The organism is Cohnella laeviribosi DSM 21336, from assembly GCF_000378425.1.
In the GTDB taxonomy this organism is placed as follows: domain Bacteria; phylum Bacillota; class Bacilli; order Paenibacillales; family Paenibacillaceae; genus Cohnella; species Cohnella laeviribosi.
In genome coordinates this window covers 58012-80080 of sequence record NZ_KB899811.1, presented here as the reverse complement: position 1 = coordinate 80080, position 22069 = coordinate 58012, and the positions used below count along the sequence as shown (strand labels likewise).

At 57.9% G+C, this 22069-nt stretch carries 23 protein-coding genes; 1 reads left to right on the top strand and 22 read right to left on the bottom strand.

Going from position 1 to position 22069, the window contains the following annotated elements; all coding sequences use genetic code 11:
* Positions 1–38: 38 nt before the first annotated feature.
* The 13 genes from F560_RS24470 to rplU form a co-directional block, all read right to left on the bottom strand.
* Positions 39–971, bottom strand: a complete 933-nt coding sequence (locus F560_RS24470; protein WP_019004403.1) for a copper amine oxidase N-terminal domain-containing protein — start codon at positions 969–971, stop codon at positions 39–41.
* Positions 972–1287: 316 nt separating this feature from the next.
* Positions 1288–1752, bottom strand: coding sequence for a BofC C-terminal domain-containing protein (locus F560_RS25885; RefSeq protein WP_019004402.1), 465 nt, complete (start codon positions 1750–1752; stop codon positions 1288–1290).
* Between the two features lie 307 nt (positions 1753–2059).
* A complete protein-coding gene (locus F560_RS24465) occupies positions 2060–4078 on the bottom strand; it encodes a LysM peptidoglycan-binding domain-containing protein (protein WP_019004401.1) in 2019 nt (672 codons plus the stop codon).
* Between the two features lie 255 nt (positions 4079–4333).
* Positions 4334–5212, bottom strand: a complete 879-nt coding sequence (gene ilvE / locus F560_RS0103885; protein WP_019004400.1) for a branched-chain-amino-acid transaminase — start codon at positions 5210–5212, stop codon at positions 4334–4336.
* Positions 5213–5245: 33 nt separating this feature from the next.
* On the bottom strand, positions 5246–6136 hold the full coding sequence (pheA, locus tag F560_RS0103880; RefSeq protein WP_019004399.1) for a prephenate dehydratase: 891 nt from the start codon (positions 6134–6136) through the stop codon (positions 5246–5248).
* Positions 6133–7164, bottom strand: a complete 1032-nt coding sequence (thrB, locus tag F560_RS0103875) for a homoserine kinase (RefSeq protein ID WP_019004398.1) — start codon at positions 7162–7164, stop codon at positions 6133–6135. Before thrB ends, pheA begins: the two co-directional genes overlap by 4 nt.
* A gap of 132 nt (positions 7165–7296) precedes the next feature.
* Entirely contained in the window at positions 7297–8583 is a 1287-nt protein-coding gene (locus F560_RS0103870; RefSeq protein WP_019004397.1) for a homoserine dehydrogenase, read from the bottom strand.
* A 68-nt stretch (positions 8584–8651) separates the two neighbouring features.
* Positions 8652–9089, bottom strand: coding sequence for an ACT domain-containing protein (locus tag F560_RS0103865; RefSeq protein WP_019004396.1), 438 nt, complete (start codon positions 9087–9089; stop codon positions 8652–8654).
* A gap of 297 nt (positions 9090–9386) precedes the next feature.
* Positions 9387–10721, bottom strand: coding sequence for a GTPase ObgE (gene obgE, locus F560_RS0103860; protein ID WP_019004395.1), 1335 nt, complete (start codon positions 10719–10721; stop codon positions 9387–9389).
* A 15-nt stretch (positions 10722–10736) separates the two neighbouring features.
* Positions 10737–11513: a Spo0B domain-containing protein gene (locus F560_RS24460; RefSeq protein WP_083931969.1), complete on the bottom strand. Its 777-nt coding sequence runs from the start codon at positions 11511–11513 to the stop codon at positions 10737–10739.
* A 170-nt stretch (positions 11514–11683) separates the two neighbouring features.
* A complete protein-coding gene (gene rpmA / locus F560_RS0103850; RefSeq protein WP_019004393.1) occupies positions 11684–11995 on the bottom strand; it encodes a 50S ribosomal protein L27 in 312 nt (103 codons plus the stop codon).
* Positions 11996–12000: 5 nt separating this feature from the next.
* On the bottom strand, positions 12001–12345 hold the full coding sequence (locus F560_RS0103845; RefSeq protein WP_019004392.1) for a ribosomal-processing cysteine protease Prp: 345 nt from the start codon (positions 12343–12345) through the stop codon (positions 12001–12003).
* Positions 12346–12358: 13 nt separating this feature from the next.
* Positions 12359–12670, bottom strand: coding sequence for a 50S ribosomal protein L21 (gene rplU, locus F560_RS0103840; protein WP_019004391.1), 312 nt, complete (start codon positions 12668–12670; stop codon positions 12359–12361).
* 336 nt (positions 12671–13006) lie between these two features.
* On the opposite strand from rplU, the gene F560_RS0103835 reads away from it, so the two are divergent.
* Entirely contained in the window at positions 13007–13438 is a 432-nt protein-coding gene (locus F560_RS0103835; protein WP_019004390.1) for a DUF1801 domain-containing protein, read from the top strand.
* A gap of 127 nt (positions 13439–13565) precedes the next feature.
* On the opposite strand, the gene F560_RS0103830 is transcribed toward F560_RS0103835, so the two are convergent.
* The 9 genes from F560_RS0103830 to F560_RS0103790 all read right to left on the bottom strand — a co-directional run bounded on the left by F560_RS0103830 (position 13566) and on the right by F560_RS0103790 (position 22068).
* Positions 13566–14801 (bottom strand): Rne/Rng family ribonuclease, encoded by a 1236-nt coding sequence (locus F560_RS0103830; protein ID WP_019004389.1) that lies wholly within the window; start codon positions 14799–14801, stop codon positions 13566–13568.
* Between the two features lie 33 nt (positions 14802–14834).
* Positions 14835–15710, bottom strand: coding sequence for a M50 family metallopeptidase (locus tag F560_RS22400; protein ID WP_019004388.1), 876 nt, complete (start codon positions 15708–15710; stop codon positions 14835–14837).
* The gene (locus F560_RS25465; RefSeq protein WP_169449885.1) at positions 15703–16728 is read right to left on the bottom strand and encodes a M23 family metallopeptidase; all 1026 of its coding nucleotides are present in this window, start codon (positions 16726–16728) and stop codon (positions 15703–15705) included. Before F560_RS25465 ends, F560_RS22400 begins: the two co-directional genes overlap by 8 nt.
* A 210-nt stretch (positions 16729–16938) precedes the next feature.
* Positions 16939–18087 (bottom strand): FtsW/RodA/SpoVE family cell cycle protein, encoded by a 1149-nt coding sequence (locus tag F560_RS0103815; RefSeq protein WP_019004386.1) that lies wholly within the window; start codon positions 18085–18087, stop codon positions 16939–16941.
* Between the two features lie 6 nt (positions 18088–18093).
* Positions 18094–18888, bottom strand: coding sequence for a septum site-determining protein MinD (gene minD / locus F560_RS0103810; protein ID WP_019004385.1), 795 nt, complete (start codon positions 18886–18888; stop codon positions 18094–18096).
* 4 nt (positions 18889–18892) lie between these two features.
* Positions 18893–19552, bottom strand: a complete 660-nt coding sequence (locus F560_RS0103805; RefSeq protein ID WP_019004384.1) for a septum site-determining protein MinC — start codon at positions 19550–19552, stop codon at positions 18893–18895.
* Positions 19553–19616: 64 nt separating this feature from the next.
* Complete coding sequence (mreD, locus tag F560_RS0103800; RefSeq protein ID WP_033395755.1) at positions 19617–20141, bottom strand: rod shape-determining protein MreD; 525 nt, start codon at positions 20139–20141, stop codon at positions 19617–19619.
* Positions 20142–20143: 2 nt separating this feature from the next.
* A complete protein-coding gene (mreC, locus tag F560_RS0103795; protein WP_019004381.1) occupies positions 20144–20995 on the bottom strand; it encodes a rod shape-determining protein MreC in 852 nt (283 codons plus the stop codon).
* A gap of 56 nt (positions 20996–21051) precedes the next feature.
* A complete protein-coding gene (locus tag F560_RS0103790) occupies positions 21052–22068 on the bottom strand; it encodes a rod shape-determining protein (RefSeq protein WP_019004380.1) in 1017 nt (338 codons plus the stop codon).
* Position 22069: the final 1 nt, after the last annotated feature.

Sequence of the window (22069 nt, the reverse complement as noted above, 5' to 3'; positions counted from 1 at the left end):
GAAACTATTCGTTTAAAACCCATAAGTACCTCCTGTTTTTATTTAAACGGTTTTTTGAGAAGAACATAAGAGCCTGCATCCACTTTAAAGTGAATGTACTGAATATCTGAAGGCTGCAACTTATCCCAATCTATTACTTTCCATTGGTAGTTATCCCATTTATCCAATAGAGGGAAAATATCGATTTGGCTGCCGTCATTCAATTTCTGACGCCACAGTGCAATTCCATTTCTGGATCGAGGAACGCCATCTCCTGTCAGGAAGGATATTCCAATGGTTGGCCCCTTGTAATGAACCTTGACAACAACTTCGCCTTCGTACTTATCCAACCACAGATTATAAAAAATTGTTGTTCCTTCAGAGTTATACGGATTTGGGACGATAATCGGAAACTTTTCTTCTTGAAAGACACGTACACCGTCCCGATAGGGGTCGTCAATGAGAAATTTCTGCGTTCCATAATACTTTTTAAAATCATCCAACGGTTGAACTTTCTTCACAACATCCTGCAGCACGGGAACTTCCTTCTTCCCGATCCACACATACTTGTCCGTTCCGTCCCACTCCACCGTCTGGCCGAGCGCCTCGGAGACGAAGCGCAGCGGGACCAGCGTACGGCTGTTCTTGACGACGGCGGCGCTGTCAAACGTCACCGGCTTACCGTTAACCGTCGCCGTCTTGCTGCCAATGGTCAGCACGACCACCTTGCTTCCTTGCGTAATCGTAATCATGTTGTTGGCGTAATTGACCTTTGCCCCAAGGTTCTCGGACACGACACGGATCGGCACCAGCACCCGCTGGTTGGCATCTACTTGCGGCCATACGTCCGGAAAGGCGATCCGCTTGCCGTCGAGCAGCACGTTAATGTTCGGAATGCCATACTTGATAGGGGATGCCGCTCCTGCCCAAGACGCCGACATAACGAAAGCCAGAACCAAAATCATCAATACGCAACCTGTTTTCTTCGTCACAAAATTCTCTCCTTCTCGCCCGCTATATGTTTCCAATTATACCAAACCTATCTCGCTTCGAGTCTATGCCTTACGCCAAAATACCGTGTCCGCTGCCGGCATATTCCATTGTCAAAGAGCTTCAGACGGACCGGCTCCCCGATCCAGCCGAAAACACGAAAAAAGCACCAAAAGACGGTATTCAACCGCCTTCAGGTGCTTCCTGAACGTTTAACCATATTTAGGATACTTTATTATAAAAACAGGCAACAATTTCCGTCAAGCCCAAACAGCCCGATACCCGCCGCCGCCGCCGGATACCGGGCGTTTCGCTTCCTTACCCGGAAGATTTCATGACGTCCTTCGTTTTCTCCACGGCGAAATCGCTGAACGTCGACAGCACGCTGTTGTACTCGTCGCGATCCGTCACCCGGATGCCTTTGGCCAATTCTTTTAGCCGCTCCTTCGACAGGCTGCTTTCAAGCGAACCTACATCCAGTTGAAAAAAGGTCCGAATGACGTTTTCCTTCCTCGGCGGACCGTCGTAAAGGGAGAGGTTGCCGTCCTCGTCCAAGGCGATCGTTGCCGTTTTGCGGCAGGCCGGAGAGAGATCGTCGACGGCTTCCTCCATCACGACGCGCCCGCTTCGGTCAAACGAAGCGCTCCATTCCCGATGCGCTTTCAGCAGTTCCATCGTTTCCCGCGTGGTATGCTTGCCCAGCAACCGCGATTCTTCTCCGCACAAATAAACGCGATGCAAAACGACTTCCACTTCGCCGTCCCATTTGGATAAAGCGGTCATCGTTTGCCCTCGGGATGTCGAGGCATCCTCATACGATACAGGGAGGTTGTCCGACCATACGGGCTGATCCTCGCCCTTGCCCGGCGCAAAGACAGACCACTCGTTTACATATTGATACGAAATATAGGCGCCGGCGAGGGTCGCCGCAAGGACAGCCCCCGCCCACATTCCTAAAGACCATATTGGCCGGCGTTGACGCTTGATGCGTTTCTTTAAGCCTCGAATCCTTAAACCAAACAATGAAATCCCCTTCTCTGCTGGTTTTAACCCTAGTCTGCCCGGGGATTCCATCATTATTCGCTAATCGTTACCACTTGATCCAAGGGTGGCTTTGTTTGCGTTTTGGTTTAGACGGTTGAGCCGCCGGTTTCGATTTGACTTTGACCTGAGGCTTGTTCTTCTTGCCCGAAGAAGCGGAAGCCTTTTGTCCCCTGTCCTCCTTGGCGCTGTCGTCCTGCTCTTCGAACGGTCGATGGTCATCGTCTTTCAGCGCTTCCTCAGACGGCATCACCGGAATCGGAGGGATCGAAGGATATCCGGAAAAAGGCGACACCGCCGCCGGATAACCGTACCCGCCGTACGGAGCGGCAAAGGCCGGCGAAATGTTATCGTACCCGCCATACGGAGCGGCAAAGGACGGTGAAACGTTATCGTGCCCGCCGTACGGAGCGGCGAAGGCTGGCGAGACGTTGTCGTGTCCGCCGTACGGAGCGGCAAAGGACGGTGAAACGTTGTCGTGTCCGCCGAACGGAGCGGTTGCCGGCCAATTTCCCGCCGCTTCAAGGCCTGCTCCGCCCGGATAACCCGGATAATACGATGTTCCCGCGCCGGCGACGGCCGTATTTGCACCGGGATAAGCCCCGTAAGAAGGATAGCCGTACGGAGCGTTTGCCCCTGCAACAGGATAACCTTCGCTCGACGGAAATACGTTCGCGGGCGCAACATTGGCCGCAGACACGTTCGGTCCGGTCCATAGCGGGGCGCCGGTGCAAGGATCGCATCCCCCGTGGGGCCATTGGGCTGCCGGCGAAACGTGGGATGGAGCCGCTACATTCGGCGATGCAAAAGGAGCCGCTGCATTCGGCGATGCGAAAGGAGCCGCGCCGACCGGATAATATCCGCCGTATCCGGGGTAATCCGAAGTGCCGGTCCAGCCGCCTTTTCCGTCGTGGCCATCGTAGGTTTGGGCCGGCTCCGTGCCTGTAAACGGAAACGCGGCATTTTCGGCGCTGACGTTTTCGCTTTGCGGCGAAACTTGGGCCGGAGCGTTTCCCCAATCGTGGCCGTGGGCGGCCTGCGATCCGACATTCCAGCCGTAGCCGTGCGGAATTTCATGTGCCGGGCCCAGACCGTACCCGAATTTATGATGCGCAGCCTGTGCCGAACCGTAATCGAAACTTTGCGGTGCGATATTTTCCTGTTCCCAACCATACCCGTGTCCGTAGCTTTCCGCCTTCTCCGGCGAAACCTTGGGAATTTCGGGGCAAGGATGCTGAAAGTGAGCCGTCGCTTCCAACGCGGGAATAGGATAGGATTTGAACAGATCGGCATGCGGTTCCGCTTGGATTTTGAACGGTTCATGGTGGATCGGAGCCGCGGCAATGTTAGGGGCAATATTGGGTTCGAAATGGGGGGCGATGTTGGGTTCGATATTCGGAGCAATGTTGGGAGCGATATTGACACCGATATTGGGCTCCACGTTAGCGATATTGGGACCGATATTGGGTTCTACGTTGGGTTTGACATGGGGTTCAATATTCGGGGCGATGTTGGCTTCTTTGGGCAATTGCGCATGCTCGACTTCCTTAGGCTTGACGCCGGTTTCATGTTTTTTTCCGGTTTCCGGCTTGATCCCCGTTTCGGGTTTGCCGCCGATGCCCGGCTTGAAGCCGGTTTCCGCTTTGACGCCCGTATCCTTTTTGCCCGAAGGCCACCCTCCGAAAGGCTGAACGTTTGCCGCGCCTGTTGCCGGAGCGTTATGTCCGCCGCCGAAATGACCTGACCCGATTTTCGGTATGTTCACGATCTCGCCGGTCAATAAAACGTTCGGATTTTTCAACTGCGGATTCGCTTTAATCAACGTTTCCAGCGGAATGCCCCATGCTTTGGACAGCTTCCACAGCGTGTCGCCCTGCTGAACGGTGTGCTGATGCATAATTTCGAAAGCAGGGTTGGCCGGCATCGGGATTTTGATTTTCATTCCGACGTCGATCTCGTCCGGGTTGGCGATTTCAGGGTTGGCTGCAATCAATTCCTCCAGCGCCACGTTGTACTTTTTGGCAATGAGATACAATGTATCCCCTTTTTTGACCACATGGATTTTCACGCATTTCCCTCCTGTGCGCATGATCGTTCCGTGTGGGCGATTGCCCCACACAACCATTACATCCTATGCAGGAGTTGGGCGTTTGACATCCATACGGGGATAAAAGTTGGATTCCTTCGGCTCCGACTGAATTTCGCCCGTGGAAGCGCCGGCCGGCTTCATTCGAAAGTTTCGGGGGAAGGCCGTGCAGACCGTCATCATGTAAAAAACCTCCGAAACCGCCGCGAGGGCGGAATCGGAGGCGATTTGCGGTTGTTAAAACGCTTTGACGCCGTCGACCGTAACGATTTTGCGGAATTCCTGCAGCAGATGGGTCGTAATCGGACCGGCTTTGCCGGCTCCGATTACGCGGCCGTCCACCTCGCGCACGGCAATGACCTCCGCGGCCGTTCCCGTGAAGAACACTTCGTCCGCCGTATAAACGTCATGCAGCGTAAACGGTTCTTCCTTCAGCGGATAGCCGAGCTTGCCGCACAGCTCCATGATGGCGCCCCTCGTTATGCCCTCCAGCGCGCCGACGTAGCAGGGCGGAGTGTACACGGTGCCGCGTTTGACGATAAAGATGTTGTCGCTCGACCCTTCGGCCACATAGCCCTGCGAGTTCAGCATGATCGCTTCGCCGACGCCCGCAAGGTTGGATTGGATTTTGACCAAAATGTTGTTCAAGTAGTTGAGCGACTTGATCTTCGGGTTCAGCGCATCCGGCAAGTTGCGGCGCGGACTTACGGATACCGAACGCAGCCCTTCTCGGTAAGCTTCCTCCGGATAAATGGACAGCTGCTCGACGATGATGATCACCCACGCCTTCGGGCAGCGCAGCGGGTCCAGGCCCAGGTTGCCGGGGCCGCGCGAGACGACAAGACGGATATAACCGTTGCGCATATCGTTTTTGCGGACCGTTTCGATCAGCGCCTCCTGCATTTCGGCATACGACAGTGGAATCTCCAGCATGATCGACTTCGCCGAATCGTACAGCCGGTCGAGATGCTCCTTGCAGCGGAAAATATTTCCGTCATAAATCCGGATGCCTTCAAAAATGCCGTCGCCGTACAAAAAGCCGTGGTCGTATACGGAAACTTTCGCGTCTTCCTTGGCGACAAACTGCCCGTTCAAATAAATCCATTGCTCTGCCATTTCGTCGATCCCTCCGAATTTTGCGTTTCACAACTAACCTTCATAAGGATAACTGGGGTACGAGCCCAGTATGCGCACCTGGCAGCCGATCGCCTCGATTTCCGCCAAGGCGGCGGGAAGAAGAACGGTATCCAGCGACATTTCGATATCGATAAAAAAGTAGTAGTTGCCCAGCTTTTTCTTCGTCGGGCGGGACTCGATGCGGGACAGGTTGATTCTCCGCCAGGCAAACGCCGACAGAACCTGATGAAGCGCTCCCGGGTAATCCTCCGGCAACGTGACGAGAATGCTCGTTTTGCGAAGAACGGCGTTTTCATCTTCAAAAGGCGTTCGGCCGACAAGCAGGAAACGGGTATAGTTGTTGTCGTGGTCCGTCACCCGCTCTTCCAGCACATCCAGACCATATTCGGCAGCCGCCGTTTTGGTGCCGATCGCCGCCCAGCCTTCGCCCGGATGCTCGGAAACGGTGCGGATGGCTTCGGCCGTACTGCTTCGCGTTTCCATCTCGGCGTGCGGAAGGCGGGAACGGAGAAACTCGTAGCATTGCGCCATCGCGACCGGGTGGCTGATGACCTTGCGGATTTTGGCCGGGTCCCAGGACCCGCTTCCGCTCTCGCTTTGCAGCTCGGACAAGCGCCCGACCAGGTTCTGCACGGCCGGAAACACCCATTCGGCGCGAATGGGAAGGTCGACTTCATGGACAAGCCAGTCCATATGCAGGCTGACGGAGCCGTCGATGGTGTTTTCGATCGGAATGACGCTCCAGTCGGTATCTCCGCGGTCGGTCGATTTGAAAACGTCGGCGATCATGTTGTGGTAAACCAGTTCGACCTGCCTGCCGCGAAAAAAATAACGGGCGGCTTCGTCGGAAAAAGAGCCTTTCGGCAGCGCGGCGACAGTGGGTTTGCGCGAATGCGTGCTCACGCGCCCACCTCCGTTTCGCCCGCGGGCAGAAGCTGCTGCGGCTCCAGGCGAAAATCCGGATCGTCCGCGTGGAGCTTCCGGATTTCCGGTCCCCGCAAGCTCGGCTTCAGCCAGCGGATGTCCACCTCGATGTCTTCGCCGGCCATCGTCGCGGTCACAAACCGCTCCAGCTCTTCGCGCCGGTCCGAATCGGCTTCGACGAGCGCCAGCAGCGTCGGGCCCGCGCCCGACAGCACCGCGCCGAGAGCGCCGTGCTCCGAGGCCTCGCGCAAAATCTTGTCCATCCCCGGAACGAGCGCCGCCCGGTACGGCTGGTGCAGGCGGTCGCGCATCGCGTGGCGCAGCACGTCGAGCCTGCCGGTCGCAAGCGCGGCCGTCAGCAGCGAGCTGTGGCTCACGTTAAAGACGGCGTCGCCAAACGGCAGCCGCTCCGGCAGCACGCCCCGGGCGCGCTTGGTCGACAGCTCGAACGAAGGGATGACGACCATCGCCGTAAGCCCGGCCGGAGGATCGAAGCGAACCGCTTCCGCGCGCGCGCCGTCCCACGCGGCGGCGATCACGCCCCCGAACAGCGATGCCCCGACATTGTCCGGGTGGTTCTCGAGCTCGGTCGCCATCTGAAACAGCGTATCGTCGGACAGCGCGCCGCCGATCAGCGCATTGGCAGCGACAAGCGCGCCCACGATGGCCGAGGCGCTGCTGCCGAGTCCCCGGGTCAGCGGAATGTCGCTGCGGATGGCGATATGCAGCTCGGGAAGCTCGACGCCCGCCTTGGCGAACACGGCCTGGGCCACCTGATAGACAAGGTTGGACTTGTCCGTCGCAACGCCTTCCATCCCCTTCCCGAGAAGCGTAATCGTCGTTCCTTCCGCCCCGTCGGAAGGGCGCAAATCCACCCAAGCGTACAAAGACAGCGCCATGCCCAGCGCATCGAATCCCGGACCCAGGTTGGCCGTGCTTGCCGGCACCCGGACGACAACGCGGTCGCAAACGGCCGGACCGCTTCTGGAAGCCAGCGTCCTGCTCATGGCCGCACCCCGCCCGGCTTCCGCCGTGCGCCCCGACCTTCGGCACGCACGCAAGAGCGGCCTTCTTCCATTTTCATCTTATAAAGCATAAGAAGACTCCTTTGATCTCTTGGTGTGCTGAACGAAGCGTCTTCAACCCTCGACGCGGTAAACGCTTTTGACTTTGCGGATCGAGGGCAGATCTTCAAACGCCTTCAGCACCTGGTTGATCGCGGCCTTGCTGGCGCTGTGCGTCGTAATGATCAGCTCGGCCCCGCTTTGCTCCGCGTTGGCAGGCTGCATGACGGACTCGATGCTGACGTCAAGCTGCGAGAACACCTGCGCGATCTGGGCCAGAACCCCGGCGCGGTCTTCCACATTCAGCAGCAAAAAGTATTTGGATGCGATTTGTTCGTCGTTTTTCAGTTTTTTCTCGTTGTAGGAGATGGCGGTCCGGCGTCCGTTAATGCCGAGCTTGGCATTTTTCACGACGGCCACAAGGTCCGCCACGACCGACGTCGCCGTCGGCATTTCGCCCGCGCCGGGGCCGTAGAACATCGTTTCGCCCACCGCTTCGCCGTACACGTAAACGGCGTTAAAGACGCCGCCCACCGACGCGATCGGATGGCTGCGCTTGACCAGCGTGGGCTGCACGCTGACGCTGATGTAATCGTCCTGGCGCTCCGCGATGCCAAGCAGCTTGACTTCATAGCCCAGCTGCTGCGCATAGCGGATATCTTCCTGCGTCACCGAGCTGATGCCTTTGACGTCGACGTCTTCGAGCGCCACGTTGGCGCGAAAACCGAGCGTGGACAAAATCGTCATCTTGCGCGCGGCATCCAGCCCCTCGACGTCGGACGTCGGATCGGCTTCGGCATAGCCGAGCGCCTGGGCTTCCTTCAGCACCTCGTCGTACGACGCGCCTTCCTGGCTCATTTTCGTCAAAATGTAGTTGGTCGTGCCGTTGACGATCCCCATGATTTTCGTAATGCGGTCCGAGGAGAAGCCTTCGATCAGCGTACGGATGATCGGAATGCCGCCGGCCACGCTCGCTTCGTACAGCACGTCGCAGCCCTTCTCGTGGGCCTTCGCCAATATCTCCTGCCCGTGCAGCGCCATCAGATCCTTGTTGGCGGTGACGACGTGCTTGCCGCGTTCGAGCGCTTCAAGGATAATCTTTCTCGTCTCCTCGATCCCGCCCATCACTTCGATCACAATGTCGATATTCGGGTCGCGGACGATTTCCCACGGATCTTCCGTCAGCTTGGAAGGCTCCACCGCGATGCTTCTTTTTTTGTGTCGGTCTTTGACCAGGATCTTCTCGATCGAAATCGGCGAGCCCGTCTGGCTCTGCAGATCCTCCTGATGGCCTTGAACGATGCGGACCACTCCGGTTCCGACCGTTCCAAGTCCAAGCAATCCTACTTTTACCGGTTTCATCAACACGTTTCCTCCTCGGATGAGAAAAGCATAAAGGCAACAAAAAAATCAAGCCCGAGCGCCGCGCGTCAGCTTCGGCCGACAACGGTCGCCCGTCTGACGCCGTCCAGCGACTTCAGCTTGTCGACCAGCTCGTTTAACGTTCCGCCAAGCTGCGAGGTGTCAAGCGTCACCACTACGTTCGCGAGTCCCTGTAGCGGAATGGATTGGGAAATGGTCAGCACATTTCCTTCGTTCACCGCCAGCATGCCGAGCACTTTGGACAAAACACCCGACCGGTGCTCCAGGTCCATCGACAGGGTGGCAATGCGTTCGCGGGTCGTCTGCTCGAGCGGATAAACGCCGTCTTTGTATTTGTAGAAAGCGCTTCGGCTAAGGCCCACGCGCTCGGCAGCCTCGTTGACTGTCGCGGCTTCCCCGCGCCTGAGCAGCGCCTTCGCCTGCTCGGTCTTGAGAATGCCGTCCGGCAGCAAATCCTCGCGGACAACGAAATAACGTTCCGCCATTTTCCGTCCTCCCAGGAAAGACGAATGTCTGTGTATAGTGGACATTATACCGAAAGAGGCGCTTCGCGGCAATAGGCAGGACAAATAATCGTGAGGGACCGGACGGGCGGACAATTCCCATGCGTTTTTTTCCTTGCCCCAAGCTAGAAACAAAAAAAGGGGCGTCTTTCCAGCAGAACGTCCCGCTGTTAAGACACCCCTTGCAACCCCCAAAATGCGTACCGCAACTATGCAATTGCAGCAGGATTCCGCCTTAGACGTTTTGCATATGCGAAGCGCACGGCGCTTCTCGTGCTGTTAATCGTCATCGAACAGGTAAGCGTCCTTGCCGCCTTCGAAAAACTCGAACTCGAATTCGCCGACCCGGATCGTATCCCCGTCCTTGGCGCCGCGCTTGCGCAGTTCCTCGTCAACCCCCATGTTGCGCAGGATGCGGGCAAAACGCATAACCGCTTCATACGAGCTGAATTGGGTCCGTTTAACCAGCTTCTCGATCTCTTCGCTCTCCACCACGAACGTCTCGTTGTCGCGGGAAATGTTGAACGGACGCTCGGGTTTGCGTTCCATCCGGTAGACGACGTTTTCCGAGCGCTCGCCGCCTTCGGTCCCGGCTTGCTCCGCCTCGGCCGGCAGCGAGTCCAGAAGCTCGGCCGCCTTGTACAGCAGCTCGTTTACGCCCTGGCGGGTAATCGAGGAAATCGGCATAATGATCGTGCCCGGGCGGGAAGCTTCGACCTTCTCGCGGAACACGGCCAAATGATCCGCCGCCTCGGGAATGTCCATTTTGTTGGCGGCGACAATCTGCGGCCGCTCGGCCAGCTTGGCGTTGTACAATCTCAGCTCTTCGTTGATTTTGACCCAATCGTCGTACGGATCGCGCCCTTCCAATGCGGCCATGTCCACGACATGGATGATCACCCGGGTACGCTCCACGTGGCGGAGAAAATCGTGTCCGAGACCGACGCCCGCATGGGCGCCTTCGATCAGCCCCGGCAAATCCGCCATCACGAAGCTGCGGTGGTCGTCCAGCTCCACGACGCCCAAGTTCGGGGTGAGCGTCGTAAAATGGTAGGCGCCGATCTTCGGGCGAGCGCCCGATACGACCGACAGCAGCGTCGATTTGCCGACGCTCGGGAAGCCGACAAGCCCGACGTCCGCCATCACCTTAAGCTCCAGCACGACCCAACGCTCCTGGCCTTCCTCGCCGTTTTCCGCGATGGCGGGCGCCGTATTCGCCGGGCTTTTGAACCGGATATTGCCGCGGCCCCCGCGGCCGCCCTTGGCCACGATGACTTCCTGCCCGTGACGGGTCATGTCCGCGATCAATTCTCCCGTATCGTCGTCGTACACGACGGTTCCGGGGGGCACCCGCACGATCAAATCTTCGGCGTTGGCCCCGTGCTGGGATTTGTTGCGCCCTTTTTCCCCGGGCTTCGCCTTGAAGTGCTTCTGATAGCGAAAGTCCATCAGCGTTCTGAGGCCTTCGTCCACGCGGAAGACGACGTTGCCGCCGTTGCCGCCGTCTCCGCCCGCGGGTCCTCCTTCCGGCACGTACAATTCGCGGCGGAATGCGACCAGTCCGTCTCCGCCGTCTCCGCCTTTTACATAAATTCTCGCCTTGTCCACAAACATGATGCATTCACTCCGTTATGCAGGCTGTTCGGCTTTATCGCAAAGCGGAAACGCGATCGTCCAACGCAGACGGCCTTCGGCGCCCTTGCCGCCATCCCATTCTTCCGTCAGGTTCCCAAAGCCTTTCAAAGCCTGCTCCAATTCTGTTGCGATGCTGTCCCGCGCTATCAGTTCCCCTTCGTAAACCATGCCGAGCCGCACCCGCCGGCCCTCCGCGCCGAAACGAAGCCGGAGCACATAAGGCTCTTCCGGCGCTGCAGCGGCATGAACGCGGATGACGTTCACAAGAGCGGCGACGGCCCCCGTCAGATTGTCCTGGTGCGGGCCGATCAAGTCGGGATTCCAGCTGTCTTCGATTTCCGCTTCAAGGTGTATCGCATGGCCTGCGGCGCGGAACGACAACAAGTATACGGCCAGGCTCGGAATGCCGATCCGCGATATGCGGCTGTCCCGTTCCATCCGGTTTCTTATTCTGTCCACGACGTCCATTGCTTTTTCGTATTTCTTAAGCTTCAAGTAGCCGTATAAAATTTGCACTTCGTTCATCCAGTCGTGCCGATGATGGCTGAGCATGTCCACCGCGGCGCGTTGCGCGTGGTCGACGAGCCGTTCGTGGCGACGTTGCATGTGCCTGCGATCGAACGCAATGAACAGCGCCGCGGCCAGGGCGTTCCACAGTACAAAAACTACCAAGGGCCACCAGGCGTCCCGCCAAACAAACACGGCCGCGCCCGGAAGCGCCAGCGAAGCGGCGAGAACTGCCGCCCATGCAATCCGATGTTTTGACATCATGCGACTTCCCCGTTTCGATCATTCAAGTCAAACGGCTGCGCCCGAATCTTCCGGTCGCACATGCTGCATTCACACCGGTTCGGAGCGGACAGCGCAGCGGCATGCCTTCCGAACCGCTTTGAACCAAAAACCCCGGCTCACGCTGTGGCCGGGGTTCTGGTTGAAAAGTATTAGCCTTCGAGAGCTGCGGCGACTGGCGCTTGCTCGACAGGGTATACGCTGACTTTCTTGCGGTCGCGTCCCCAACGCTCAAACTTGACGACGCCTTCGACTTTCGCGAACAGCGTGTCGTCCTTGCCGATGCCGACGTTGTTGCCCGGGTGGATCTTCGTGCCGCGTTGGCGCACCAGAATGCTGCCCGCAGTCACGATTTGGCCGTCGGCGCGCTTCACGCCAAGACGCTTCGAATGGCTGTCGCGGCCGTTCTTGGTGGAACCGACACCCTTCTTCGATGCGAACAACTGAAGATTCAGCTTCAACATGGATCTCAACCTCCTTTTTTCGCGGTTGTTTCCTTTATCTTCACGTGCTTTCCGTATTCTTCCGCTATGGATTGCAGGGCGACAACCATGCCTTCCAGCAGCAGCTGCACCTGGTCGTTCCGGCGCTCGTCGTCCCCCACAGGAGCGGTTGCCGACAGCCAGCCGGATTCAACCTCCGTAACGGGAACAAGCCCCGTCAACTTCTCGATCGCATTCACCGCGCCGACCGTAACGGCAGAAACGCCCGCGCAGACGATGTCCTGACCGGGGTCTGCGTAATGGGCGTGACCGGAAACGGAAAACCGCACGATCCGGCCGTCTGCCCCGCGAAAAATGTTCACCGTAATCATCGCGGCCTGCCGGTTACGCCTTGATGGACTCGATGGTTACTTTCGTGTACGGTTGGCGATGGCCTTGCTTCCTGCGAACGTTCTTCTTCGGTTTATACTTGAAGACGATGATCTTCTCGCCTTTGACGTGCTTCTCGACTTTCGCCGTAACCGAAGCGCCGGCTACGAGCGGAGTGCCGGTTACAAACCCGTTGTCGCCGGAAACCGCAAGCACACGGTCAAACGTCACGGTGTCGCCTTCGTTAGCGGACAGCTTCTCCACGAAGATGACGTCGCCGGCTTGTACTTTGTATTGCTTGCCGCCGGTTTCGATAATCGCGTACATATGTGCACCTCCCCATGTCCAAGACTCGCCTCAAAGGGTGCCGGCCGCGCAGCTTGGCACAAGCTTCGCCGGAACGCCGGACTTTCGCTACCCGTTGGAGTGCGGTTACAGCATGCAATTGTTTTGAGCACTTTGCACGCACTATAGAATTTTATCATATAGGCCAAAGGATTACAACCGTCAATTCGCCGGCCGCATGCTTGCCGTTTTGCCGTTTGCCAGGCCGTCGCTTTATCGTAAAAAAGCAAGAAACGGTATACCGGCAAAAAACGAAATGGTATAACATTAAATGAATAGCCTTACACTTGCGGTATCGCGAAAAAAAGGAGGGTGCGCATGTACGAGCTAAAAACAAAGGAGACCGAAGCCAGCGTCATCGAATTTATCGAACAGGTCGAAAACCCGAAAAAACGCGAGGACGCGTATCGGTTGTTGGATCTGTTCACCGAGACGACCGGTTATCCGGCGAAGATGTGGGGGCCCAGCATTATCGGTTTCGGCTCTTACCATTACAAATACGAATCCGGCCACGAAGGCGACGCTCCGCTGGTCGGCTTTTCGCCCCGAAAAGGAAAAATCAGCTTGTATTTCGCGGCGGGCGACCCAAACCGGGAAGAAGGGTTAAAAAAACTCGGAAAACATACGACGGGAAAAGCGTGCGTGTATATCAACAAAGTCGACGATATCGATATCGAGGTTTTGAAACAGTTGATCGTTCAGTCCGTCACGTTTTTGCGGGAGACCTATCCGGACCCGAGCAACGCCTGATCAAACGGGCAAGCAAAGCAGGCGGTTCGCTAGCCTTCCCTTGCCCGCTCCGCGCCGCCCTGCCGCTCTCTGCGCGGAAAAGGCGGCGCCGGCGGGTCCGTCAGCGCGGCGGAAGCCCGGCAATCGGCTAGCGGATATAAATCTTTCCCCTGCCTTTGCAGGCGGAACACGTCTCGTAGAAATAGGATTCGACGTTGGCCCGCGCCTTCTTGCGGGTCAATTCCAGGAGGCCGAGCCGCGTCCAGCCGAGCACCTGGCATTTCGTCCGGTCGCTCTTCATCGTCGCCTCCAGCTGCTGAACGACCTGCTGGCGATGCTGCTCGCTCTCCATATCGATGAAATCGACAATGACGATGCCGCCCACGTCTCTAAGTCGCAGCAGACGGGCGATCTCGGCCGCAGCCTCGAGATTCGTGCGAAACACCGTTTCCTCCAGATCGACCGTCCCCGTATATTTGCCCGTGTTGACATCGACAACCGTCAGCGCTTCGGTCTGATCCCAGACGAGGTAGCCCCCGCTTTCGAGCCAAATCCGCTGTTGAAACGCCCTGTCGAGCTGAGCGTAAATATTGAATTTTTCATAGAGGGGCTCGGGGTCCCGGTACAGCCGAAGACGGTCCTCCATCCCGGACGCCGTCTTGAGCATGTAAGCCCGCGCGTCGCGGTACGCGTTCTCGTCGTCGATAATCAGCTCTTCGGTATCCGGCGTGAACACATCGCGCACCATCCGCTGAACAAGGCCAAAATCGCGATGCAGCTCGCTCGGCGCGGCCGCCGTCTCGGCCGCCGCCAGGATGCCCTGCCAGATGCTCCGCAGTTCTCCCAAATCTTTGGCCAGCGATTCCAGCCCTTCGCCTTCCGCATTGGTCCGCAAAATCACGCCTTCGCCCGGCCTGCGCAGCTCCTCGGCCATATGCTTCAAACGGCTTCGCTCCTGATCCTGCTCGATCTTCTTCGATACGCCGACATAATCTGCGTAAGGCATATAAACCAAGGAGCGTCCAGGCAGCGAATAATGCGTGGTCACGCGAGCGCCCTTTCCTCCGAGCGGCTCTTTCATCACTTGTACGATCAGTTCGTCCCCGGGCTTCAGCAGCTCCGTAATGGCCGGCTTCACCTTCGGTTGCTTGTCGAGATGGGGATGCAGCACGTCGTCGACGTACAAAAACGCGTTTTTGGACAGGCCGATGTCGACGAAGGCAGCCTGCATGCCGGGCAGAACGTTGACAACCCGGCCTTTGTAAAGGTTGCCGACCAGCGACGCCCCTTCCGACCGCTCGACGCTGAATTCCGTTAGCCTTCCGTCTTCCACAAGGGCCGACTGGGTTGCATGACGCGTACAATGGACAAGCAGCTGCTTCATACCTGCCTCCCTTCCAAAGCCGTTTCTCCCATTTTACATGAAAAAACGAGAATCCGCATGTCCGTTTGTGAGCGTTCCGATAAACCCGTCGATCATGATGCCTTCGGGCACGACGCGGACGATTTTGCCCCTGTTCATCACATAGACCAGATGATAGCGCTCTTTCATCAGCAGATGAATAACCGAGGAGAGCGGGCGATGCTCGGCGACGACGATCGGCTGGGCCAGCGTTCCGCCGTCGATTTCGGATTCCGAGCGCCGGGCCCGATGAACCAGAAACCGGAGAAACACAAACGGCACGTTGCGCAAGTACGACCAGTTCGAAGCGCACAAAAACAGGCCGACCAAAAGCAAATTCAACTGCAGCAGGCCGCCCAGAAAAAGCGGAAAAACGGACAGCAGCACCACCGCGCCGCTCAGCGCCAGGCTCGTTCTCGCGCTCCAGACCAGCGTCTTGTGGTACGGCAGACGCAGGCTGATCCAGGCCTGCGCGATCCTTCCGCCATCCAGCGGCAAGACCGGCACCAGGTTAAAAAAAGCGATCGCCGCATTCGCCCGGATAAAATCTTCCGCCCATGACGGGTCGATCAGCCCGGCTTGTCCCGCCAGCCAGGCGCCGCCGGCCAGAACGGCGTTTTGCAGCGGGCCGGCGATCGCGACGATCGCTTCCTCCCGCGCCGGAATCGTTCCGGCGCCTTCGGCTTCCATGACCCCGCCGAACGGCAGGAGCTTTACTTCTTTTACCTTCCATCCGTAGCGAAGCGCCATGGCGAGGTGCCCCAGTTCGTGAAACAGCACGATGGCAAACAGCGCGGCCGTCTCCAAGAAATGCCCTGTCGCAATGGATGCAAGCATCAGCAGAACAAACAAGGGATGAACCTTAAACGAGACGCCCCGCCATTTAATCAAACGGCACCACTTCCGCCGGGTCCAGCGTTTTCCCGTTCTGCTCCACGGCAAAATACAGCGTTCCTTCCCCCGCCACGCTGCCGTCGCCGTTCCGTCCACCGCCGAGCTCGCCGAGCTTTTGTCCCGCTTTCACCCAGTCGTTCGGCTTCACTTCGGGGTCCGCCACGTTTCCGTAAACGGTCACGATGCGATTCACATGCTGAATCAGAATCGTCGCCAGCCCTTCGTCGCCGGTCGTCACCTGGGTCACCCGTCCCGTATGAACGGCAAAAACGGGACTGCCCTCCGGGGCCGCAAGCCGGATTCCGGCTTCGCCGGCGTCAAATCCCTGCACGATTCGCCCCTCGAGCGGCAGTACGGTTTCCTCCCGGGTCCAGTTTGCGCTGACGGCGCGCGTCTCCTCCTGCTGGCGGAAGATCGGCAGAAACGACGGCGAGCCGTCAAACGTACGCTCATACCACGCTTCGATCGCCTGAAAGTCCATATCCTGCGTAACCGCCGCAATCGCCCAGTCCCGCGCCTGCCCGCTGCCGGGAAGCTCCAGCCGGAGCCATCCCCACAGGGCGGCCAAAAGAAGTCCGGCGGCAACCGTGCGGACGGCCAATTCTTTCATGAATCCGCGAACACCGCTTCCCGGTACCGTCCGGCCGGGCCCGCTTCCGTTGCCCGCGCCTCCCGGTTCTCCGGCGCCCGGCAACCGGCTCAAACCGGCAAGGCCGATGCCGCTCCGGTCCGATCCTCCGGCCAATTGCCGCTGCCGTTCCTTCCACCATAGTTCCGGGTCGGCTTCGGCGGCTTTCGAAACGCGGCCGGCCCATCCCGCATGGGCAGGGGTAGCAGGGCCCGCCGCCGGCTCCGGAAGCGGACGCTCCGCTCTTCCGGCCGTCTCCGGCCGCGCCGGCCCGTCATCCCAGGCGTCCCCGGCCGGCGGTTCCGGCACGGTCGGGCCGCGAGGCATTTCTATTAATTGCTGAATGCGCAACCGTCTCCGTTCGCGGACGCTATTTCGAACCCGCATCTTTCGCACCCCTTGTCCGTTTCCTTTGTAACACGATATGGCGGACAAGGCCGGTTTAGACCATCCGTTGCAATGCCAGCCGGGCATGCAGCGACCTGCGGAGCGGCCGGCCGGGAACGCGGGAATTAAAAAAACCTGCCCGATTCGGCCGGTAGGTCTTGCCGATGAGGGCAGGCTTATGGGTGATTCGCGCTTGCGGTTCCGAAACGGCTAAGGGTCCATGGTGTACTTCTCCTGGTGAGCCTTGATGCTGAACACAAGACCGATACAGATCATGTTGAGCAGCAGCGAGGTGCCCCCGTAGCTGATGAACGGCAGCGTAATGCCGGTAATCGGCATGATGCCGATCATCATCCCGATGTTCTGGAAAATCTGAAAGACCATCATGGACGCGATGCCGATGATGACGAACGATCCCCGCAAATCGTAGCACTGGTAGGCAATCAAAATCATTCGGTATATAAAAATGAAATACAATAACAGCAAAATCGCCGAGCCCTGAAATCCGAACTCCTCGCCGATGACGACGAAGATGGAGTCGGAGTAGGTGTACGGAATAAACTTCCGGTTTTTCGACTCGCCCTGCATATAGCCGTCGCCGGTCAAGCCCCCCGACCCGATCGCGATCTTGGCGTACTCGGATTGCCGGCGTTCGTCCGCCGTCGCCTGGTCCGGATGGATATAGGTATTGATCCGCTGGTACCAGTGAGATTTATTATGGTCGGACAGGAATTCCTTGATTTCCGTATTAAACGCGTTGAATAAGGTGACGAAAAGCACGAGACCCGCAACGACCGAAGCAAGACCGATCAGCACGTATGTGTAGCGAACGTTGCCGATCCACAGCATGCCGAGCACGATAAAAATATAAATGATCGCGTTCCCGAGGTCCGGCTGAATCATGACGAGCGCGAACGGCACGATCGAAGCGGCGGCAACGGCCATCACGTCGGTGCGGAACCGGAGCGGCTCCCCTTGCCGCCTGCCCATGATGGCCGCTACGGCAATAATCAGAAACAGCTTCATCAATTCCGCCGGCTGAAACGTCAGCCCTCCCCCAAGATCGAACCAGCCTTGGGCGCCGTTGCGATTTGAGCCGAAGAAAAAGACGAGAATAAGCGACAAAATGCCGAGTGCATACCAGACATACCAGGTCTTCAATAGAAGCCTGTAATCGAATAGCGTAATCAACAGCAAAATAACAAAGCCGACCCCGTAAAACATCAACGTCTTGACGTCGGAGTTGGCGAATTTCGGGTCGTTGAAGGTGGCGCTTCGAACGACAAGGGCGCTGATCACCCCGAAGGCGATCAGAATCAGCATCATCAGCCAGTCGATTTTCTTGATTCGGTTCAGCAAGCGGAATCAACCCATTCCGAGAAACTTCTTGAACCGACCGAACATGCCGCTTTTCTCCTCAAGCTGCATCAGGGGAACGGTCTCCCCGAGAATGCGTCTGGCGATGTTGCGGTAGGCGATGGCGGCTTTGGAAGCCGGATTGATCACCGTCGGTTCTCCGTGGTTTGCGCCTTTGATCACATTCTCGTCATCCGGCACAATCCCGAGCAAATCGATGGCAAGCACCTGGCAAATATCGTCGATCTCCAGCATGTCGCCGTTTTTGAGCATATTGGGGCGAATCCGGTTAATGATCAGCTTGGGACTGGAAATCCCCTTTTTCTCCAGCAAGCCGATAATGCGGTCGGCATCGCGGACGGCGGCGTTTTCCGGCGTCGTCACCACGATGGCTTCGTCCGCCCCGGCAACGGCATTCTGGAACCCTTGCTCGATCCCGGCGGGACAGTCGATAATCACGTAATCGAAATCGGGCTTGAGGTCTTCCACCAGCTTGCGGATCTGCTCCGGAGAAACGTCATTCTTGTCCTTCGTCTGGGCGGCAGGGAGAATATACAGCTCGTCAAACCGTTTATCCTTCACGAGCGCCTGATTGAGCCTGCAGCGCCCCTCCACAACGTCGACAAGGTCGTAAATGATGCGGTTTTCAAGTCCCATCACCACGTCCAGGTTGCGCAGACCGATGTCCGTGTCGACCATGCACACTTTTTTCCCCATAAGCGCCAGTGCCGTCCCCAGATTCGCCGACGTGGTCGTTTTGCCGACGCCGCCTTTCCCTGAAGTCACGACGATCGCTGCTCCCATCGATTTACACTCCTTTGAAATGCAAGACTTCTTTGCGGTGATGATGCAGATGCGTCAGCTTATCCAACGCCATGACACCGTCGCGCAAATAAGCAAATTCCATCCAAGGTTCGGACGAAGTCCACTCCTCGGGCGGCCGGCTGATGACATCCGCGATACGCAGCTGCGTAGGCGTCATGCGCGAGGCCGCGATAATGGCGTCCGGACGGTTCGGATAGCCGGCGTGCGCGACTCCCCGCAGCGCTCCCAGGATATAGATATCGCCTGTACAACGCACGATTCCGCCCGGATTGACGTCGCCAAGCAGCAACAAATCGCCGTCAAACTCGAGCGTCTGGCCCGAACGCACGATACAGGCTATCGTATGTAAGGCGTTTTTGCGGCCGGCCGCTTGATCGGCTTCGGCATCGCTTTCGATGCTTTGCACCAGAAAATTGCCCTGGCGCCGAATGGCGGAGCGAATCCGTTCCTTCTCGTCCTCGCTTAGCTGCCGGGAACCGAGCTTGACGGTGACATGAACGATGGGGCCCGCGAGCTGCTGCTCGTGCTTGTCCAGCTTGGCCTGAAGCTCGTCCAACAGCGACACGAAGTCGCACTGATCGTCAAGCAGGAATACGAGTCCATCTTTGACGCCTTTGATCGTAACCGCTGATTTGCCGTTCAACTTTCGCTCCTCCCCCACCCTAACCAATTCTGCCAGATAAGCCCGAATTCCTGCCGAGCGCTTCTTAGCCCCCGTTTTCTTCGGCGGACGAGGCGATGTTTTTTACGAGCCATCTGCGAACCGGAATATACAGCAAGAGAGCAAGCAGTGCCGAAATCAGCAACGTGGGCACGATATGCCAATATACCGCGAACGCAAACGTCACATTGACCAACTGAAACAGATCATATATGCCGTATACCATCATATCGAGCAAAGCGCTTCCCAAAGCGACCGAAACGAGCGTAAAGCTCAGCGTGCGGGGGCGGCGCTCTGCGATCAGCCCGAGCAAATACCCCAGCAAAGCCATCGAAAACCCGTAGGCGCCGATCAACTTGCCGTAAAACAAGACGTCCTCCAGAAGACCGAAGCCAAGCCCGAAAAAGAAGGCCCGGTGCCGGTTTCCGTAGAGGGCGACAAATACCGTCATAATAAAAGGCAAATGAGGCAGCAGACGGTCGCTCCACCCCGGCGGAACAAGCCAGGGCAGAACGGACGTCTGAACAAGCAAAAGCAGAACCGTCGCCAGAATCGTCCAGTTCATTCGCATGTTCACGGCGCATCCACATCCGGCGTAACCACGACGAACACGTCGTTGAGATGGTCGAACTTCGCGGCCGGTTCAATCGTAGCCGTGTGCGTCAGGCCGAAATCGCCGACCTGGCTGCTGACCACTTTACCGATAATAAGGCCTCTGGGGAACACGTTGCCCAAGCCGGACGTAATGACAATGTCGCCTTCCTTGACAACGTCGTTCTCGTCGATTTTGCTCATTTGGAGCACGTTTTTTTCCTTGTCGAAATCCACGATGCCGAACGACTGATCCTCGCGGCCGAAAATCGTGGCCGCAATCGAGATGGAATCGGTCGAAGTCGAGCTCAGCTCCGTAATCGGCGTCACCGTGGAGGTGAACTCCGATACGCGGCTCACCAGACCGACAAGCCCGTCCACCGTCGTAACCGCCATCTTCTCCTTGACCCCGTCGTGGGAACCGAGGTTGATCTTGATGGTCGGGTCGTACGGGTTGGAACTGTTCGCCACGACTTGCGCGATCAGAAACTTGTAGTTGTAAAGCTTCTTCTGACGTTCGGTAAAGTTGAGCTCCTCCTGCAGGGCTTCGTTTTGTTTGGCGATCAGGTTGTAGCGGATTTTGTCCTCCGTGTAGCGGGCGACGGTTTGCCTAAGCTCCTCGTTCTCCTTATACACGTCGGAAAGACGGCTCAGATCGCGAAAAAAATCCGCCACCGCCCCAACGGGCCGATACAACGCGCCCTGCAGCGTTCCGAAGGTGTCGTTGATAAATTTCTCGGGCCAGGTCAGCTTGCTGCGGCCAAAGGTGTATCCCAGCAGGGCGATCGCCACCATGACTCCGATCATCAAAATGAACAAGCGCTTGTTGCGCACGATCCTAAAAATATCCGCTCACCCGCTTCCTTTCACCGGGCATTTCGCAATGCCGATTAGCGGCTGGACCTCGTTTTGAACAGGTGAATGTTGTCAAGCGCGCGTCCCGTGCCGATGGCCACGCAATCCAGCGGGTTCTCGGCCACGATGACCGGCATTCCCGTTTCCCGTGCAAGCATCTTGTCGAGGTTGCGCAGCAGCGCGCCGCCGCCGGTCAGCACGATCCCCCGGTCCATAATATCGGCGGACAGCTCGGGAGGACATTTCTCCAGCGTCACCTTGACCGCCTCGACGATCGCGTTCACCGTATCGGACAAGGCTTCCGTAATCTCGTCCGAAGTGATGGCAAGCGTCTTCGGCAAGCCGGTGACGAGATCGCGGCCGCGAATTTCGATCGATTCGACCTTGTCCAGCGGCAGGGCGGAGCCGATCTCCATTTTGAGCTGTTCGCTTGTCCTCTCTCCGATCATCAAATTGTACAGCCGCTTGATGTACTGCATGATCGCTTCGTCCATCTCGTCGCCGGCCACGCGGATGGAACGGCTCGTGACGATGCCGCCGAGCGAAATGACCGCGACTTCCGTCGTGCCTCCGCCGATGTCGACGACCATGCTGCCGGTCGGTTCCCAGACGGGCAGGTCGGCCCCGATCGCCGCGGCGAACGGTTCCTCGATCGTGTACGCTTCACGCGCGCCGGCCTGCTTCGTCGCGTCTTCGACCGCGCGCTTTTCGACCGCGGTGATGCCGGAAGGGACGCAAACCATCACGTTCGGATGCCGAGGAAGCAGCGAACGCTCCTTCTGCGCGCGGCGGATAAAATACTTGATCATCGTGGCCGTCGTTTCGAAATCGGCGATGACGCCGTCCTTCATCGGACGGATCGCGCGGATATTGCCGGGCGTCCGGCCGATCATCTTTTTGGCCGCTTCGCCCACGGCTTCGATTTTCTTGGTATCGGTACGAAGGGCGACCACCGAGGGCTCCCTCACGACAATGCCTTTGCCTTTGACGTAAACAAGCGTATTTGCGGTTCCAAGGTCGATTCCCAGATCTCGCGTAAAGCCTCCAAACATA